Consider the following 18,219-nt stretch of genomic DNA (forward strand, 5'->3'; position numbering starts at 1 on the left):
CCGACACACCTGCCGTGACCGAGTTCAAGGACAACGACCGCGAGATCCACCAGTTCCGCCTGCGCCTCACCGCCATGGTGGGCCTGGTCTTCATCTGCTTCGGCCTGCTGGTGGCGCGCTTCGTCTGGCTGCAGGTACTGCGCCACGACCAGTTCGCGCTGCAGGCGGAAGACAACCGCATCGCGCTGGTACCGATCGTGCCCAACCGCGGCCTGATCGTGGACCGCAACGGCGTGGTCCTGGCGCGCAACTATTCGGCATATACGCTCGAGATCACGCCCTCCAAGCTGCAGGCCAACCTGGAGTCCGTGATCGACGAGCTGTCCAAGCTGGTGGCGATCGATGCGCGCGACCGGCGCCGCTTCAAGCGCCTGCTGGAAGAGTCGCGCAGCTTCGCCAGCGTGCCGCTGCGCACCCGCCTCACCGACGACGAAGTGGCGCGCTTCACCGCCCAGCGCTTCCGCTTCCCCGGCGTGGAGGTGCAGGCGCGCCTGTTCCGCCAGTATCCGCTGGGCGATACCGCTTCGCACGTGATCGGCTACATCGGCCGCATCAACCAGAGGGAAGCGGCCCAGCTCGAGGATGACGGGCTCGATGCCAACTACAAGGGCACCGAACATATCGGCAAGGAAGGCGTCGAGAAGAAGTACGAGAGTTACCTGCACGGCACCACCGGCTACGAGCAGGTCGAGCGCACCGCCGGCGGGCGCGCGATCCGCACCCTGTCGCGCACGGCGCCGGTCCCGGGCAGCAACCTGATCCTGTCGATCGACATCGAGCTGCAGAAGGTGGTCGAGGAAGCCTTCGGCGAGAACCGCGGCGCGCTGGTGGCGATCGAGCCGTCCACCGGCGACGTGCTGGCCTATGTGTCGCGCCCCGGCTACGATCCGAACCTGTTCGTGGACGGGATCGATACCCAGAGCTGGAACGAGCTCAATACCTCGCTCGACCGGCCGCTGATGAACCGTCCCTTGTCCGGCACCTATCCGCCCGGCTCGACCTTCAAGCCCTTCATGGCGCTGGCCGCCCTCGAGATGGGCTTTCGCAAGCCCTCCGACGGCATCCGCGACCCCGGCTTCTTCATGCTGGGCGGGCACCGCTTCAACGACGACAAGCCGGGCGGCCACGGCTACGTCGACATGTACAAGTCGGTGGTCGAGTCCTGCGACACCTATTACTACCAGCTCGGCAACGAGATGGGCATCGACAATATTTCGAGGTTCATGGGCGAGTTCGGCTTCGGCCACCCGACCGGCATCGACCTCGAGCACGAGAAGACCGGGGTGCTGCCGTCCAAGGAGTGGAAGGCGCGCCGCTTCAAGACCCGCGCCACCCAGAAGTGGCTGGGCGGCGACACCATCTCGATCTCGATCGGGCAGGGCTTCAACAACTACAGCATGATCCAGCTGGCGCACGCGGTCTCGACCCTGGCCAACAACGGCGTCGTGATGAAACCGCACCTGGTCAAGATGATCGAGGACGGCGCTACCCGGCAGCGTACGCTCACCGTGCCCAAGGAAACGCGGCGCATCGCGCTCAAGCAGGAAAACATCGACTTCATCAAGCACACCATGGTGGGCGTGACCCAGGAAGCCTCCGGCACCGGCCGGCGTGCCTTCGCGGGCGCCGGCTACATCTCGGCCGGCAAGACCGGCACCGCGCAGGTGATCGGGCTGAAAGGCCAGAAGTACAACGCCAACGCGATCGACGAGCGCCACCGCGACAACGCGTTGTACGTCGCCTTTGCCCCGGCCGACAACCCGAAGATCGCGCTCGCGCTGATCGTCGAGAACGTGGGCTTCGGCGCCTCGTTCGCGGCGCCGATCGCGCGCAAGGCGATGGATTACTACCTGCTGGGCAAGCGTCCGGCGCCGCCCAAGCCGAAGGACGGGCAAGCCGTGCCCGCCCCACGCGCCGTCACGCCGGCGCCCGGCGCACCGGTTGCCGTCCCGGCTGCGGCCCCGGCCCCGATCGTGCAGGCCGCCGCGCCCGCAGCCGCCCCCGCCCCCCGAAAGGAATAAGCCATGGCGCACATCCCAGAACGCCGTTCGCTGCGGCGCCGCCTGCGTCCGTATTTTGCCGTGTTCGACTGGCCGCTCGCCACCGTGCTGTTCGTGCTGATGATGACCAGCGTGATCACCATGACTTCGGCCGGCGCCGATTTCCCCGACCGCGTCGAGCACCAGATCCGCAACTTCCTGCTGGCCTTCGGCATCATGTGGGTCGCCGCCAACGTGCCGCCCCAGACCCTGATGCGCCTGGCCGTGCCGATCTATACCTTTGGCGTCGCGCTGCTGATCGCAGTGGCGATGTTCGGCATCATCAAGAAGGGGGCGCGGCGCTGGCTGCACGTGGGCGTGGACATCCAGCCCTCCGAAATCCTGAAGATCGCCACGCCGCTGATGCTGGCCTGGTACTTCCAGCAGCGCGCGAACGCCGCCAACTGGAAGAACTTCCTGGTCGCGGCGGCGCTGCTGCTGGTGCCCTTCATCCTGATCGCCAAGCAGCCCGACCTCGGCACCGCGCTGATGGTGGGGGCCTCGGGCTTCTACGTGATCTTCCTGGCCGGCCTGCCGTGGAAGGCGCTGCTCGGCCTCGGCCTGGCCGGCGGCGCCGCGCTGCCGATCGCCTGGTCGATGCTGCACGACTACCAGCGCGAGCGCGTGATGACGCTGATCGATCCCACCTCCGATCCGCTCGGCAAGGGCTTCCACATCATCCAGTCCGAGATCGCCATCGGTTCCGGCGGCCTGCTGGGCAAGGGCTACGCCAAGGGGACACAGGGCGCGCTGGAATTCGTGCCGGAACAGACCACCGACTTCGTGTTCGCGGTGTTCTCGGAAGAGTTCGGACTGGTCGGCAACTGCTTCCTGCTGGTCGTCTACCTGATGCTGATCGGCCGCGGCCTGATGATCGCGGCGAACGCGCCGAACACGTTTACCCGCCTGCTGGCCGGCGCGATCACGATGATTTTCTTCACGTATGCGTTCGTCAACATGGGCATGGTGAGCGGCATCCTGCCGGTGGTCGGCGTGCCCTTGCCCTTCATGAGCTACGGGGGCACCGCATTTATTACGCTAGGTCTTGGCGCAGGTATATTGATGAGTATTCAAAGACATCGTAAACTAGTGCAGACGTAATTTAACAAGGACCGCGCATGGCCGTTCCAAGAAAACAACTTGCTACGACCATCGGCACGGTCATCACCCTGGCAATCCTGGCAACGGGGTGCAGCAGCACGTCCACCGGCGAACATAAGCCCCTGATTCCGCTGCCCTGGAAGCATCCGGCCGCCAAGCATGGCGATGCGCCGAAGCTGCCGCCGCCCAATTCGGGCCGCGGCGGCTACTACAAGGACGACGGGCCCGGCGCCAATCCGCCCCCCGGCCTGATGGACCTGCCCGATGCGGTGGTCAAGGCCGAGCCCTATGCCAAGTGGGCCAACCGTCCGTACGCGGTGTTCGGCCAGACCTATACCCCGATGCTGCACGACGACCCCTTCGTGCAGCGTGGCGTGGCCAGCTGGTATGGCGTGAAGTTCCACGGCCAGAAGACCTCGTCCGGCGAGCTGTACGACATGTACAAGATGACCGCGGCCCATCCGACGCTGCCGATTCCCTCCTATGCGCGCATCACCAGCGTCGAAACCGGCAAGTCGGTGGTGGTGCGCATCAATGACCGCGGCCCTTTCCACGCCAGCCGCATCGTGGACGTCTCCTATACGGCGGCCCTCAAGCTCGGCCTGCTGGGCAAGGGCAGTCACCAGGTCGAGCTCGAGCGCCTGTTCCCGGACGACCCGATCCGCCTTGCCTCGGAGCGCCGCAGTGCCGCCTCCGAAGCGCAGTCGGCGCCGCCCGAGATCGTCGCCCTGATGCTGGAAGACCGGGTGCGCACCGACAGCGCGGCGCTGGCCCAGGTCGTGCCCAAGCTGGTCCCGCGCGGCAGCTACTACGTGCAGCTCGGCGCCTATGGCCGCGCCGGCACCGCCGAAGCCATGGGCGCGCGCCTGCAGCAGGCCGGCGTCGAAGTCGGCAAGCTGGAAGTGGTCAAGGCGGGATCGGTGAACCGCCTGTTCGGCGGCCCCTTCGAGCGCCGCGAGGATGCGGCCGAGGCGGCGCGCGCGGTGCCGGATTCGTTCGGGCTGAAGCCGATCGTCGTCAAGCGCTGAGGCGGCAGGCCGCTGCGGCGGTCCAGTCCATATCAGGTATCAGCGCCGGCCGCGATAGGGTTCGCAGCCAATGCCGTCTCCATCCCGATCGAGGTGCGGGCCGTAGCCCGGGTCGCCACGCCTGACAGGCGCGGCGCCGGCCGCGCGCGCCTGGACGCAGTTGGCATAGCTGCCCGTGCGGCCTGTTTCACCGCCCGCGCCATTATCGCGCGGCGCCAGGCGGCGCACCGGGGCATATCCGCTCAGGGTATTTTGCGTGTTGGCAGGCGCGCGATGGCAATGGTAGTCGCCGGTCTTGCGGTTGACGTGGCAGCCGTCCGCGTTGAGGCCGCCGCCGTGCGCATGGGCGGCGGAAAAGGGCAGCAGCAATGCCAGCATCAGCGCCGGCGAGATTTGCCACCGGACGCGGGTAGCCTTCAGGTATGCAGGGAAAAGCCGGCTGCCAGACATGCTTTCGTGGGATAAATTGCCTAGAAGATGTTTGGCGAATTATACGCAGCTTGTTTTGGAAGTATCCATCACTCCAGCCTTATTCTGGCGACAAAATTCATGTGAGCAGCATAACATTCCATTATCGACTATTTCCTGATAGAAATATGTCTTATGATGGGCATCATTAAAATATTCACCATTTAAGGCATGGCCCGTATCCGTCCACCTGCTGAAGCCGAAGCAAACTTGTGGGCTGGCGCACCTTCCTTCGTGACCTTCCTGCCAGTGCTGGTGTTGTGCGTCCCGTTCGTCTGGCTCCTGTTTCCGATTCCCGTGCTGGTCTACTACTGGCTGCAATGGCGCACGACACGCTATGCACTTACTTCGCAGAGGATGCGCGTGACCTCGGGCGTGTTGAGCAGGCGGGTCGAGGAAGTAGAGCTGTTCAGGGTGCGCGATATCGAGCTGCACGCCTCGTTCGTCGAACGCCTGTGCGGCGTCGCCACCCTGCGCATCCATTCGAACGACCGGACTGCGCCAACGCTTGCCTTCGAGGGAATTGCCCGGGCAGCTTGGGTCAAGGAAGCGCTGCGGGAACGCGTGCTGGTGCTGCGAGAAACCAAGAGAAGAATTGTTTGATGAAGTTGATACAAAAATGCGCGCTACTGGCCTGCGTCCTGGCCAGCCCGATGACGTTTGCCCAAGCCGCGGACGATATGGATGCAGTCGAATCCGCCGCTTCTACTGGCGCTGATCCGGGCCGTTTCGACGTGTCCAACGACGCATGCTACTTTCGCATGAAGGAATTGGACACGATCGCGGCGAAGGGATTCAAGCCATGGGACGACCCGCGCAGTGCGCTGCGTGCGAAGCCGGGCGACGGCAAGATTCTCGGCGTGCCCGCTGGCGAGTGGGACCAGACCGTACTTGCCGAATTGGATGCTGCCTTGTCGGTCTGCACCGGGCCCTCCTCCATGGGTTCCGTGTGGGATTCCAGCTTCGCCGACCGCGTCCGCGAAGGCTTGCCCGGCTACCTGAACCTGGCGCGCGAACGGATCGCCCGGAATGCGCGTTTCCATGAAGGGTCGGCCAGCATTTCCGGAGCAAGTGCGTCGTGCGAAGCCCTGCTCGACTATGCCGACTCCGGCGTCAGTCCGGGGATGCCGGGTTATGGCAATGCGGTATTCGGCAAGCCGTTTACTGCTTACGAAGATGCCGACTACGGCTTCCTGCACGAAAAGATCGATGCCTGTATCGGACTGCTGGAAGAGGCGGGCGTGGGCGGCAAGGATGAACAGACCGCGGCCCTGACCAGGCTGCAGCAGCGTATCGCCAGCGAGTGGCCAGGAGAGCAGGAAGATCTGGCGCGCCAGCAGCAAGCCGCGGCGGAGGTGAGCGCGAAGGAAGATGCGCGCGTTGCGGAGGAGAAGCGCCGCACAAAGGACCCGACCACGCTGGAACGCATGGGGGACTACCTGCGCAACGTCGGCATCCTTGGCTTCCTGGGATGCATTGCGGCGATGCCCAAGAAGGATCGCAGGTTCAAAAGTGGCTACCAACGCGATGTGCTGCCGAAAAAACCGCTATTCATTGTCTTCGTCAGCTCGATTGGCCTGATAGTGCTGGGAGCGCTGATCGGCGGAACCTGGGTTTAAGGCCGAGACCGCCGCTTCAGGGGCAAAGTGCGCAGGCTGCCTGGGCGGGTGGCGTTCTGCGTTACTGGCAACTGCGCAGCTGGACCCCGGCGAAATCGTCCGCGATGCCGGCAAGCCGCTTGCGCTCGTCCTGCGTCAGGTCGCGGAATTGCCAGGCCGCGCGCGTGCCCTGCGGCCCACGCGGCAGCACGCGCGCACCGCGCACGCCTTGGCGTGCCAGCGAAGCGATCAGGCTCTGCGCCGCTGCCTCGCTCTTGAACACGCCCAGCGACACCGCCCACCTGAGCGGCGAATCGCTCTGCATCACGAAGAAGTTCTCGATCCCGCGTTCCTTCAGTTCGGCCACGCGCCGTTCGGCGCCTTCCTTGCCGCCGCCGGGCGGCAGGTAGACCAGGTGGCTGCTGACTTCCTGGAAAGGCACGCTGATGCGGCTGGCGCGCTGGCCAAGGCCGAGGCGTGCGACGCGGGTGTCGAAACGGCGCGCGTCGCCGGCGGCGAAGGCGCCGGCCTGGGTGCAGGCGATGGTTTCCACCGGCGCGGCGGCGGCCACAGGAAGGGGCTGCGCCGGCAGGGCCGCAGAGGAGGCTGAGGTTGAGGCCGCATCGGCTGCCGCGCGCGCCTCGCTTGCCGTCAGCATCACCATGCGCTCGGGCGCCAGCTGGTTCTTCAGGCGCTGCGGCTCGCGCTCGCCGTCCTCGAGCCGGCCAAGGTAGCCCTCGGCATGGGCGAACAGCGCGGCATTCGATGCCAGCAGCGCCCAGAATACGAATTTCAACAAGTGGCTTCTCCGTTCATGCGGCGGCTGCAGCGTGCAGGCCGACCAGCACGATGTTATCGACCACCCGGTGCCCGAACTTGAGGACGGGGGCAATGTAGGGCGCCGCACCGCCGGAGAGGATGCAGGTGCTGGCGCCGTGCGCCGCGCAGGCGCGCTCGATCGCGCCGGCCTGGGCCGAGAGCAGGCCCGACACGATGGCGTCGTCGGTGTTGTCGCCGAAGACCGGCGGCGGCGCGCCGCCCGGCACCACCTGCGGCAGCTGGGCCGTGTTGCGTGCCAGCGCGCTGGCCATCAAGGCCAGGCCGGGCAGGATCATGCCGCCGATGAAACGGCCGTCCGCGGTGATGGCATCGACCGTGGTCGCGGTACCGCAGGTAGCCACGACCAGGTCCTGGCCGGGCGCCAGCGCGCGCGCGCCGATCGCGGCGGCGAAGCGGTCGCAGCCAAGCTGGCCCGGGTTGCGGTAGCCGTTGAGCAGGCCCGCGCGTTGTTCCGTGGCGGCGAACCATTCGACCGGCACGCCCGCCGGCAGGGCGTGTGCGATACGCTCGCGCAGCGCCGCACCGGCCACGTTGGCCACGATCGCGCGCGTCACGCCGGCCGCGCGCCAGGCGCCGGCGGCATCGTCGAGGGCGGCGTGCGGGAGCGCCTCGAGGCGGGTCCAGGCGCCCAGCGCGGCGCCAGGCGCGGCCAGGGCCCACTTGATGCGCGTGTTGCCGGCGTCGATCAGCAGCAGCATGGCCTACTCCTTCACGCGCAGCGACACGTCGCCCGCGAGCACCGTGCTGCGGCCGTGGGCGGTATCGAGCAGCAGGCGGCCGCTATCGTCGACGCCGGCGGCCAGGCCCTCCTGCACTACCTGGCCATGGTCGAGGATGACCACGGTCTGGCCCTGCCAGGCGTGACGCAGGTTCCAGCGCGCGCAGAAAGGCGCGAAGCCCTGGCGCGCGAACAGGCGCAGCGCCTCGGCCAGCGCGTCGAGCAGGGCGGCCATCAGGACGTCGCGTTCCATGCGCGCCAGCCAGGGCGCGCCGGCGGCGCTGCGGCCGAGGCGCGCTTCCACCTCGTCCGGCATCACCAGGTTCAGTCCGATGCCGATCACGGCCCAGGTGCCGCCGCCCTGCGCGGGTGGCGCGGACTGGGTCTCGATCAGGATCCCGGCCAGCTTGGCGCCGTCCTTGAGCACGTCGTTCGGCCATTTGAGCTGGACCTGCACGCCCAGTGCCGCCAGCGCCTCGCCCAGGGCCACGCCGACCGCGAGCGGCAGCCCGGCCAGCAACTGCGGGCCGCCGTCGAACTTCCAGGCCAGCGAGAAGGTCAGCGAATGTTCGCTGGAAGACAGCCAGCTGCGCCCGGCGCGGCCACGACCGGCGGTCTGGTGCTCGGCCACCAGCAGCAGGGCTTCGCTGAGCAGGGGCGCGCGCGCCAGCAGGTCGGCATTGGTGGAGCCGGTCTCCGGCACCACCTCCACGCGCACCCCGGCGCGCGACAGCGCGGCGATACGCTCGGCGTTCATGGCCGCCCCTGATCGTCTGTGGCGCGCTGCTTGGTCGGGGCGCGCGCGAACAGGCGGTCGAACAGGGCGTTCGGCAGCAGGCGCAGCAGCTTGGCGACGACGCCCATCTGCCAGGGCAGCACGCGGTAGCTGGCGCCGCGCGCGATCACGTTCACCGCCTGGGCGGCGAAGCGTTCGGCGGGCATCAGGAAGGGCATGGGGAAGCGGTTGTTGCGGGTCATGGGGGTGTCGATGTAGCCGGGAGCGATGGTCACCACCTCGATGCCGCTGCCGCGCAGCTCCACGCGCAGCGATTCGCAGTAGCTGTGCACGGCCGCTTTCGAGGCGCAGTAGGCGCCGGCGCCGCGCATGCCGCGGATGCCGGCCACGCTGCCGATGCCGACCAGGCGGCGCGCGCCGTCCTGCTGCTTCATCGCAGCGATGAAGGGGGCGAAGGTGGCGACCGTGGCATTCACGTTGGTGGCGAACACGGCGTCGAAGACCGCCAGGTCGGCGGGGCGCTCGGTGAGGGTGCCGTGCGAGATGCCGGCGCAGGCGATGACGATGTCGGTGCCGCCACTGGCGGACAGGAAGTCGGCGGCGGCCGCCGCCAGCGCCGCACGGTCGGTCACGTCCGCCGCGTACAGGCGGTGGCGTTCCGGATGGGGCAGGGAAGCGGCCAGTTCTTCCAGCAGTTCGCGGCGGCGCGCCAGCAGGCCGAGACGGGCGCCGCGCGCCGCGTATTCACGCGCCAGCGCGGCCCCGATGCCGCTCGAGGCGCCGGTGATGAAGACCCGCTCCGCGCGCACCGGCGCAACGTTCATTTGCGGGCCGCTTTCGCCCGCGCGACCAGTCCGTCCATCACCTGCAGCGTGCCGGCCAGCGCCGCATCGCCGGCAACGCCGGCTTCCGCCAGCATGCCGGGCGAGGTGAGGAAGCGGCCGTCGACCGCGATCATCGGCCAGTGGGTGATGCGGTAGGCTTCCATCATGGCCTGGGCGCGGCGCAGCTTGGCCTGCACGCCGAAGGAGCGGTAGGCGTCGACGAAGCGGGCGCGGTCGATGCCGGCCCGGCTGGCCCAGTCGAACACCTGCTCGTCCTCGGCAAACCTCTGGCGCTCGACGTGCATCGCGTTGAACACCTGGCCGTGGTACTGCTCGAGCAGGCCGAGCGACTCGAGGGTGAAGAACAGGCGCTGCTGCGGCATCACCGCGGCGCCGGCCGGCACGTGCACGCGGCGCAAGGCGATGTTCTCGCCCTGCCGCCTCACCCAGTCGGCCAGCTGCGGCTCGAAGGCGTAGCAGTGCGGGCAGTAATAGGCAAAGAACTCCAGCACCTCGATTCTGCGGCCGCTGTCGGTCGGCTGGGCTTCGGGCAGCGTCAGGTATTCGGTGCCATCCTTCGGCGAAGCGGGGGAGGCGGCGGCGATGCCCGGCACGGCGGCGGCCAGGGCGGAGCAGCAGATCAGGCGGCGAAGCGGGTTCATGCGGTTCCCTGGAAAGCGAAAAGGATCAGCGCTGGTTGCGGACGATGGCAACGTCGATGCCGCTATCGAGCAGCTTGGCGCGCGCCTTGTTCATGGCCTCCGGGCCGCCGTAGGGACCGACCCGCACGCGGTGCAGCACGCCGCTGTCGGTGCTGCGGTCGCTGATCGTCGCTTCGAAGCCGAGCAGGGCCAGCTTGGCGCGGGTGTTCTCGGCGTCCGACATCTCGCGGAAGGCACCGGCCTGCAGGTAGTAGATATAGCCGTCGCCGCCATTCGCGGGGACCGGGGCTGCAGGAGCCGCGGCTGCCGGGGCAGGCGCGGCGGGCGCTGCCGGCGCAGTGGCCGAAGAAGCGGCCGGCGCCGTTGCCTGCATGCCGGCGATGGCCTGGCCCAGCGGGTCGGCATCGGCCGGCGCCGCGGCCGGGGCGGCATCGGGAACCGGGCGGTTGGCGCGCTCGGTGAGCTCGCGGTTCGCCTCGCGCGCGGCGTCGCGCTTGCCGTACAGCGGCTTGTTCGGATCGTTCGCCTGGCTCGGCTCGAGATCGGCCGGGCGTCCCATCTTGGTGGAGCGGTCGGTGAAGGGCGATTGGCCCTTGGTGATCACGAGCGCGACCGCCACCGCGATCCCCAGGCCGATGATCAGGCCGATGATGATCCCGGTCAGGGTACTGCCGCGCTGGCGCAGCGGGGAGAGATGTCGGATGGCGGTCATGTTGCGATTTACTGTTGGGTTTCGGTCGGGGTGTCCGCCAGTGCGCGTTCCATCTTGGCCGGGGCCGATACGCCGATCAGGGCCAGGCCGTTGCGCAGCACCTGGCGGGTGGCCAGGGCCAGGGCCAGGCGCGCCAGCTTGAGCGCTTCGTTATCGTCCAGCAGCCACTTGTGGGCAAAGTAGTAGCTGTGCAGCTCGCCGGCCAGTTCGCGCAGGTAGAAGGCGACGTGGTGCGGGCTCAGCTCGAGTTTGGCGCGCTCCAGCATTTCCGGGTAGGCCGACAGCTTGGCCAGCAGGCTCGCTTCGTGCGATTCGGTAAGCAGCGACAGGTCGGCACCTGCCAGCTGCGCTTCATCGCCCCCCCAGTTGGCCAGCGCCGAGCAGATGCGCGCATGGGCGTACTGCACGTAGTACACCGGGTTCTCGTCCGAGGTCTTCAGCGCGACGTCGACGTCGAACACGAACTCGGTGTCGGCCTTGCGCGAAATGAGGAAGAAGCGCACCGCATCGCGGCCGCGCGTGATGTCGCCGTTGCCCGACCATTCGATCAGGTCGCGCACCGTCACGTAGGAACCGGCGCGCTTGGAGATCTTGACCTCTTCGCCGTTCTTCATGACGGTGACCATCTTGTGCAACACGTAGTCGGGGTAACCCTTCGGGATGCCGATGTTGACCGCCTGCAGACCGGCGCGCACGCGGGCGATGGTGCCGTGGTGGTCGCTGCCCTGCACATTGATGGCCTGGTCGAAGCCGCGGCGGAATTTCTGGATGTGATAGGCCACGTCCGGCACGAAATAGGTGTAGGTGCCGTCGGACTTGCGCATCACGCGGTCCTTGTCGTCGCCGTAGTCGGTGGTCTTGAGCCACAGCGCGCCTTCCTGCTCGTAGGTGACGCCGGCGTCGACCAGGGCCTGCACGGCCGCTTCCACCTTGCCGTCCGCGTACAGCGAGGACTCGAGGTAGTAGTTGTCGAACTTGACGCCGAAGGCCTGCAGGTCCTGGTCCTGCTCGTTGCGCAGGTAGGTCACGGCGAAACGGCGGATCGACTCGATGTCGTTGACGTCACCCGACGCGGTGGCGGGCTCGCCATCGCTGGCCGAGACGGTCTTCTTCGCCAGGAAATCGGCCGCGATTTCGGCGATGTAGTCGCCGTTGTAGGCCGCTTCCGGCCACTCGGCGTCGCCCGGCTTGAAGCCGCGCGCACGCGCCTGGACGGAGGTGGCGAGGGTGGCGATCTGCACGCCCGCGTCGTTGTAGTAGAACTCGCGGGTGACGTCGTGGCCCTGCGCTTCGAACAGCGAGGACAGGGCATCGCCCAGCGCGGCCTGGCGGCCGTGGCCGACGTGCAGCGGACCGGTCGGATTGGCCGAGACGAATTCGATGATCGCGTGGTGGCCCTGGCCGGACGTGCCGCGACCGAAGGCCGCGCCCTGCCCGAGCACGGTGCGCACGACCGACTGCTTGGCGCCAGCAGCCACGCGCAGGTTGATGAAGCCGGGACCGGCCACCTCGGCCGATTCGACCAGGCCGGCGGCACCAGGCTCGGCCAGCAGGGCGGCGACCAGGCGGGTGGCCAGTTCGCGCGGATTGGTCTTCAGCGGCTTGGCCAGCTGCATCGCGATGTTGCAGGCGATGTCGCCATGGCTCGGGTCGCGCGGACGTTCGAGCACCACGTTGGGGGTGAGGTCGGAGCCGGCGACGATCGGCGCGAGTGCGGCCTGGAACAGGGCGACGATTTGTTGTTTTTGTTGGACGAGCATGGGAGTGTTTCGGTCTGTATAGTGAGGCGGGCCTGCGGACAGGCAAACAGCGCCCATTATACTGGTTTGGCGCATGATGCAATACGATCAGGCTGGCATTTGCAATGCAGCAAACACTTAAGCGGCGCCAAAGCCTGACCCGTTACAATGAAGCCTTTTCACCGTATCGACCTGCCATGACCGACAAGCGCCCGACGCTCACCCTGAAACCGAAAGCCAAGCCGGCGCGTACCGCTGCGTCGCAGGGTGGGGGCAAGCCACGTCCGGCCGCTGCGCCGGCGCAGGCCGAGGCCAGCAAGCCGGCCCAGGCGACCGCGCCGAAACCGAGCTACCGCCCGTCCGCCGAGCGCGCAGCGGCCCGCTCCGCGCCGCCTGCGCCGCGTGACACTGCGCGCCTGCGGCCGAGCCATGAGGTCAAGGTGGCCCCCCAGCGCGACTACCGGCCCGACCTGAAGGCCGACTCGCTGGCGCTGAGCCTGCTGGGCGCGGCGAATGCCGTGGCCCGGGTGCGCGGCGGCAGCGCGCTGCCGCAGGCCTTGAGCGCCGTATTCGGCGCCTACGAAGTGACGCCACAGGCGCGCGGCGCGATCCAGGACATCGCCTACCGCACGATGCGCCAGCTGGGCCGCTGCGAGACCCTGCTCGGCCTGATGACCAGCAAGGCGCCCGAACCGCCGATGCTGGACGGCCTGCTGTGCGCCGCGCTGGCCCTGCTCGATCCACCGCAGGGCGGGCAGCCGCCCTACGAGGCCTTCACCGTGGTCGACCAGGCCGTCACCGCGGCCGCCAGCCATCCCGATTTTGCGCACGCCAAGGCCATGGTCAATGCCGTGCTGCGCCGCTTCCTGCGCGAGCGCGAAACCCTGGTCGAGCAAGCGCTGAAGCAGCCGCTGGCGCGCTGGAACTATCCGCAATGGTGGATCGACAGCACCCGCAGCGCCTATCCGCAGGACTGGGAAGCCATCCTCACCGCCGGCAACGCGCATCCGCCGCTGACCCTGCGCGTGAACCGGCGCCGGCTCGACGTCGCGGCTTACCTGGAGATGCTGCGCGCGGCCGGCTTCGATGCCACCCAGGTCGGCCCGAGCGCGGTGCGCCTGGCGCAGGCTGTCAACGTCAGCCAGATCCCCGGTTTCCATGAAGGCCTGGTGTCGGTGCAGGATGCCGGTGCCCAGCTGGCCGCGCCGCTGCTCGACCTGGCCGACGGCATGCGCGTGCTGGACGCCTGCGCGGCGCCGGGCGGCAAGAGCGGCCACATCCTGGAAACGGCCGAGGTCGAGCTGACCTCGGTGGATGCCGACCCGGCGCGCCTGGCGCGCGTCCGTGACAATCTCGGCCGTCTCGGCCTCGCGGCCACCCTGCTCGCCGCCGAGGCCCAGGAGGGCGGCTGGTGGGACGGCCGCGCCTTCGATCGCATCCTGGCCGACGTGCCGTGTACCGCGTCCGGCATCGTGCGCCGCCATCCGGATATCCGCTGGTTGCGCCGCAAGTCGGACACGCTCCAACTTGCAACACTTTCCAGCAAAATACTCGACAACCTTTGGCAGATGTTACTGCCCAATGGTAAATTGTTGTTTGTGACATGTTCGCTCTGGCCCCAGGAATCGGAGGCGCAGGCAGCCGCGTTCGCGGCGCGCCATGACGCCCTCCGCCTCGACGCGCCGGGCCAGCTGCTGCCAGCCAGCGGTGCCGGGCAGGATCATGACGGCTTGTTTTACGCCCTGTTCCAGAAAAAAGCGGCGTAATGCTCATCCCGACAGAATAGGCTTCGGCTTCAGATAAGGCTCCGGCGCACCCGTGACGTTACGATTTTTCTGCCTACTCGCTTGCCAGCTGCTGCTGGTCTTCGCGTGCACGCAGGCGCGGGCGGCCGATGTCGACATCACCAAGGCGGAAATCCAGGCCACCGAGGAAGGCTACCGTCTCAATACGGCCTTCGCCTTCGACCTGAACCACGAGCTGCAGGACGCGGTGCAGAACGGCGTCAAGCTGCACTTCACCACCGAGATCGAGATGACGCGTCCGCGCTGGTGGTGGCGCGACGAGAAGGCGGTGCTGGCGCGGCGTACCATCGGCATCTCCTACGACGTGCTCACGCGCCAGTACATCGTGGCCATCAACGGCAGCGTGCCGCAACCCTTCAATACCCTCGACGATGCGCTGTCGCTGATCCGGCGCCCGGCGCGCTGGCTGATCGCGCCGCGCGACGCGCTCAAGCGCGGTGAAACCTACAACGTCTCGCTGCGCATGTTCATGGACCGCGACTTCCTGTCCAAGCCGCTGCAGGTCAACGCCATCAACGATTCGAGCTGGCGCCTGGCTTCCAACCGCAAGACCTTCACCTACCGTGCGGAGTAGCAGGCATGCGCGGTAAGTCGGTGAACCAGGCGCTGCGCTACGCGCTGGTGGTGGGCGGCGCCATTGTCTCGATCCTGCTGTTCCTGCTTGCCTCGGCATCCGACAATTCCGGCTTCTTCGACCGCTACTACACCTGGCTGCTGGGCCTGAACGCCGGCATGGCGGCGCTGCTGCTGGTGCTGGTGATCGTGGCGCTGGCGCGCCTGTACGCGCGCTACAAGGCCGGCAAGTTCGGCTCGCGCCTGGTGGCGAGGCTGGTGCTGCTGTTCGCCGGCATCGGCATCCTGCCCGGCCTGGTCATCTTCATGGTCTCGGTGCAGTTCGTGTCGCACTCGATCGAAAGCTGGTTCGACGTCAAGATCGAGGCTGCGATCGAGTCCGGCATCAACCTCGGCCGCGCCGCGCTGGACGAAGCCGTGGCCGAACTCGGTGCCACCGGACAGACCGCGGCCGCCACCCTGGCCGGCCAGGACGCGGTCGCGGTGCAGGGCATCCTCACGCGCCTGGTGGACGACGTCAGCGGCCTGCAAAGCGCGATGCTGCTGGCGGCTGACGGCACCGTGCTGGCCTCCAGTTCGCAGGACCGCATGCTCGACCTGGAGCGCGACCGCCCGACGCCGGTGATGCTCAAGTCGGCGGCGCTGCCGGGCGGCTATGCCAGCCCCGAGGGCACCGGCGCCGGGGGCGAGGCCGGGGAAGAGCCGAACGCGCTCGACGCCGCCACCGGCCTGCGCCTGCGCGTGGTGCTGGCGGTGCCGGAGGCGCTCGGGATGGAGCCGCGCTACCTGCAGCTGCTGCAGTCGGTGCCGGTGAACCTGGCCTCGAACGCGGTGGTGCTGCGCAGCGCGCGCGACGAATACCAGTCGCGCTTCCAGGAGCGCACCGGCCTGCGCAAGATGTACATCGAGACCCTCACCTTGACCCTGCTGCTGGCGATCTTCGGCGCCATCGGCAGCGCGGTGCTCATCGCCGGCAACCTGGCGCAGCCGCTGCTGGTGCTGGCCGAGGGTACGCAGGCGGTGGCCGAGGGCGACCTGTCGCCGCGCCCGACGGTCGAGACCAACGACGAACTGGGCACCCTGACGCGCTCCTTCAACGCGATGACCGGCCAGCTGTTCGAGGCCCGCAGCGCCGTCGAGCGCAACCGCATGGCGCTGCAGAACGCCAAGGCCCACCTGGAGTCGGTGCTGGCGAATATGTCAGCCGGCGTGATCGTGCTCGACGCCGAAGGGCGGGTAGTGAACTCGAACGACGCCGCCTACCGCATCCTGCAGGTGGAACCGGGCGCGCTGAGCGGCCCGCTGGGCAGCATCGCGGGCCTGGAGACCTTCTACAACTGCGTCACGCGCGCGATCTCGGCGCAGAGCGCGCAGAGCGCGGCCGGCGCGCCTGCCGGCGGCGACCGGCGCCGGCGCGCCCACTGGCAGCAGCAGATCGAGATCCCGCGCCGCGGCAGCCAGGATGGACAAGACCACGAGCAGGACCATGACATCACCCTGCTGGCGCGCGGTTCGCGCCTGCCGGTCGGTACCGGCAGCGGCTTCATCGTGGTGTTCGACGATATCTCGGACGTGATCTCGGCCCAGCGCTCGGTGGCCTGGGGCGAGGTGGCGCGCCGCCTGGCGCACGAGATCAAGAACCCGCTGACCCCGATCCAGCTGTCGGCCGAGCGCCTGCAGATGAAGCTGGAAGCGAGCCTGCCGCCGCCGGAAGCGGAACTGCTCAAGAAGAGCACCACCACCATCGTCAACCAGGTCGACGCCATGAAGCGCATGGTGGACGACTTCCGCGACTACGCGCGCACGCCTCCGGCGGTGCTCGAACCGCTCGACCTGAACGGCCTGATCGACGAGATCCTGCAGCTGTACCTGACAGGGGACGGCTCCGACATCATCCACGCCGACCTGGCGCCCGGCCTGCCGCAGGTGATGGGCGACCCGACCCAGCTGCGCCAGGTGATCCACAACCTGGTGCAGAACGCGCAGGACGCGCTGGTCGACCGCAGCCCCGGCGCGCCGCCTCCACGGGTGGAAGTCACCACCGAGGCGATCCACTACGAGGGCGCGGACGGCGCCGACGGTACCGCGGTGCGCCTGGCGATCACGGACAACGGCCCCGGCTTCTCGCCGCGCATCCTGGCGCGCGCCTTCGAGCCCTACGTCACCTCCAAGGCGCGCGGTACCGGCCTCGGGCTGCCGATGGTCAAGAAGATCATCGATGAACATGGCGGCCGTATCGACATCGGGAACCGTCCCGATGGATCTGGCGCGTCGGTATTCATTTTGCTGTTAAAGTTAGCCCCCGAGGCGAACTTGGCCGAAACTTAAAAGACGCTTAAAATCTCACTGGGTAGTTGGCGATAGCGGGCAAGAGATCAGGAAGGCGGACAGATGGCGAACATACTCGTAGTTGATGATGAAATGGGCATCCGGGAGTTACTTTCGGAAATCCTGGGCGATGAAGGCCATGCCATCACACTGGCGGAAAATGCGCAGCAGGCGCGCGAGGCGCGTGCCGCCGGCGCTCCCGACCTGGTGCTGCTGGACATCTGGATGCCGGACACCGACGGCGTCACCCTGCTCAAGGAGTGGCAGCGCGACGGCCTGCTCACGATGCCGGTCATCATGATGTCCGGCCACGCCACCATCGACACCGCGGTCGAAGCCACCCGCATCGGCGCCCTGAATTTCCTCGAAAAACCGATCGCCCTGCAGAAGCTGCTGAAAGCCGTGCAGCAGGGCCTGAGCCGCGCCCAGGAAGTGGCGCGCGCGCCGCTGGTGCCGCCGCGCCCGGTGCCCGCCGCGATCCCGGTGCCGGATGCCGGCGTCCCGAGCGCGGCCGCCGCGCCGATGTTCGCGCCGCCAGCCCCGCCGGCGGCCAACGGCTCGCGCATGGTGCATGCGATCTCGCAGGGCGAGGGTACCGGCTATACGCTGTCCTTCGACCTGCCGCTGCGCGAGGCGCGCGATGCCTTCGAGCGCATGTACTTCGAACACCACCTGGGCCGCGAAGGCGGCAGCATGACACGCGTGGCCGAGAAGACCGGCCTCGAACGCACCCACCTGTACCGCAAGCTCAAGCAGCTCGGCGTCGAGCCGGGCAAGCTCGCCAAGAAAGGCGTCTGATTGCGCGGACGCGTCGCGACCACCCTGGTCACGGGTGCTTCCGCGGCGGCGCGCGAAGCGGCCATCGCGGCGCGGCTCGCGGCGCTGCTGCCGGATCCGGCTACAGCGCCGGAAGGCAGGATCGCCGTCATCCTGGAAGGGCTCGCCTCAGGCAGCAGCCCGATCCCCGCACTCCCTCCTGTCAGACTTGTCCGACTCGCACCCGGGTGCATGTGCTGTGCCGGGAACCTGGTTTTGCGTGTAACATTAA

The 18,219-nt window shown here is 68.0% G+C and carries 17 protein-coding genes; 9 read left to right on the forward strand and 8 right to left on the reverse strand.

What is annotated here, in order from left to right; genetic code table 11:
* The first annotated feature begins 14 nt into the window (after positions 1-14).
* From mrdA to LE190_RS20655, 3 genes are read left to right on the forward strand one after another with little or no spacing between them, the layout of a single operon-like run.
* Positions 15-2,021, forward strand: coding sequence for a penicillin-binding protein 2 (mrdA, locus tag LE190_RS20645; RefSeq protein WP_225240471.1), 2,007 nt, complete (start codon positions 15-17; stop codon positions 2,019-2,021).
* Between the two features lie 3 nt (positions 2,022-2,024).
* Positions 2,025-3,140 (forward strand): rod shape-determining protein RodA, encoded by a 1,116-nt coding sequence (gene rodA, locus LE190_RS20650; protein ID WP_225240472.1) that lies wholly within the window; start codon positions 2,025-2,027, stop codon positions 3,138-3,140.
* A 17-nt stretch (positions 3,141-3,157) separates the two neighbouring features.
* Positions 3,158-4,168 (forward strand): septal ring lytic transglycosylase RlpA family protein, encoded by a 1,011-nt coding sequence (locus LE190_RS20655; protein ID WP_225240473.1) that lies wholly within the window; start codon positions 3,158-3,160, stop codon positions 4,166-4,168.
* A 39-nt stretch (positions 4,169-4,207) separates the two neighbouring features.
* On the opposite strand, the gene LE190_RS20660 is transcribed toward LE190_RS20655, so the two are convergent.
* Entirely contained in the window at positions 4,208-4,618 is a 411-nt protein-coding gene (locus LE190_RS20660; protein ID WP_225240474.1) for an excalibur calcium-binding domain-containing protein, read from the reverse strand.
* Between the two features lie 189 nt (positions 4,619-4,807).
* Here LE190_RS20660 and LE190_RS20665 point away from each other — a divergent pair, with 189 nt between their 5' ends.
* Positions 4,808-5,239, forward strand: coding sequence for a PH domain-containing protein (locus tag LE190_RS20665; protein ID WP_225240475.1), 432 nt, complete (start codon positions 4,808-4,810; stop codon positions 5,237-5,239).
* The gene (locus tag LE190_RS20670; RefSeq protein ID WP_225240476.1) at positions 5,236-6,255 is read left to right on the forward strand and encodes a hypothetical protein; all 1,020 of its coding nucleotides are present in this window, start codon (positions 5,236-5,238) and stop codon (positions 6,253-6,255) included. Before LE190_RS20665 ends, LE190_RS20670 begins: the two co-directional genes overlap by 4 nt.
* A 61-nt stretch (positions 6,256-6,316) precedes the next feature.
* Here LE190_RS20670 and LE190_RS20675 read toward each other — a convergent pair whose 3' ends face one another.
* From LE190_RS20675 to argS, 7 genes are read right to left on the reverse strand one after another with little or no spacing between them, the layout of a single operon-like run.
* Positions 6,317-7,033: an SPOR domain-containing protein gene (locus tag LE190_RS20675; RefSeq protein ID WP_225240477.1), complete on the reverse strand. Its 717-nt coding sequence runs from the start codon at positions 7,031-7,033 to the stop codon at positions 6,317-6,319.
* Between the two features lie 13 nt (positions 7,034-7,046).
* Positions 7,047-7,772, reverse strand: a complete 726-nt coding sequence (locus tag LE190_RS20680; protein WP_225240478.1) for a type III pantothenate kinase — start codon at positions 7,770-7,772, stop codon at positions 7,047-7,049.
* A gap of 3 nt (positions 7,773-7,775) precedes the next feature.
* Positions 7,776-8,549, reverse strand: a complete 774-nt coding sequence (locus LE190_RS20685) for a biotin--[acetyl-CoA-carboxylase] ligase (protein WP_225240479.1) — start codon at positions 8,547-8,549, stop codon at positions 7,776-7,778.
* Entirely contained in the window at positions 8,546-9,352 is an 807-nt protein-coding gene (locus tag LE190_RS20690; RefSeq protein WP_225240480.1) for an SDR family oxidoreductase, read from the reverse strand. Before LE190_RS20690 ends, LE190_RS20685 begins: the two co-directional genes overlap by 4 nt.
* Positions 9,349-10,014, reverse strand: a complete 666-nt coding sequence (locus LE190_RS20695) for a thiol:disulfide interchange protein DsbA/DsbL (protein WP_225240481.1) — start codon at positions 10,012-10,014, stop codon at positions 9,349-9,351. The genes LE190_RS20690 and LE190_RS20695 overlap by 4 nt, the downstream gene beginning before the upstream one ends.
* A gap of 25 nt (positions 10,015-10,039) precedes the next feature.
* A complete protein-coding gene (locus tag LE190_RS20700; protein WP_225240482.1) occupies positions 10,040-10,726 on the reverse strand; it encodes an SPOR domain-containing protein in 687 nt (228 codons plus the stop codon).
* Between the two features lie 8 nt (positions 10,727-10,734).
* A complete protein-coding gene (gene argS, locus LE190_RS20705) occupies positions 10,735-12,486 on the reverse strand; it encodes an arginine--tRNA ligase (RefSeq protein ID WP_225240483.1) in 1,752 nt (583 codons plus the stop codon).
* 176 nt (positions 12,487-12,662) lie between these two features.
* Here argS and rsmB point away from each other — a divergent pair, with 176 nt between their 5' ends.
* The 4 genes from rsmB (at position 12,663) to LE190_RS20725 (ending at position 17,969) form a co-directional block, all read left to right on the forward strand.
* On the forward strand, positions 12,663-14,231 hold the full coding sequence (gene rsmB / locus LE190_RS20710) for a 16S rRNA (cytosine(967)-C(5))-methyltransferase RsmB (protein ID WP_225240484.1): 1,569 nt from the start codon (positions 12,663-12,665) through the stop codon (positions 14,229-14,231).
* 52 nt (positions 14,232-14,283) lie between these two features.
* The gene (locus LE190_RS20715) at positions 14,284-14,844 is read left to right on the forward strand and encodes a DUF4390 domain-containing protein (protein ID WP_225240485.1); all 561 of its coding nucleotides are present in this window, start codon (positions 14,284-14,286) and stop codon (positions 14,842-14,844) included.
* A 5-nt stretch (positions 14,845-14,849) separates the two neighbouring features.
* Positions 14,850-17,171 (forward strand): sensor histidine kinase, encoded by a 2,322-nt coding sequence (locus LE190_RS20720; RefSeq protein WP_225240486.1) that lies wholly within the window; start codon positions 14,850-14,852, stop codon positions 17,169-17,171.
* A gap of 63 nt (positions 17,172-17,234) precedes the next feature.
* Positions 17,235-17,969: a response regulator gene (locus tag LE190_RS20725; protein ID WP_225240487.1), complete on the forward strand. Its 735-nt coding sequence runs from the start codon at positions 17,235-17,237 to the stop codon at positions 17,967-17,969.
* Positions 17,970-18,219: the final 250 nt, after the last annotated feature.

Origin of the sequence: Massilia hydrophila (assembly GCF_020208145.1) — a bacterium.
GTDB classification, from domain to species: Bacteria; Pseudomonadota; Gammaproteobacteria; order Burkholderiales; family Burkholderiaceae_D; genus Telluria; species Telluria hydrophila.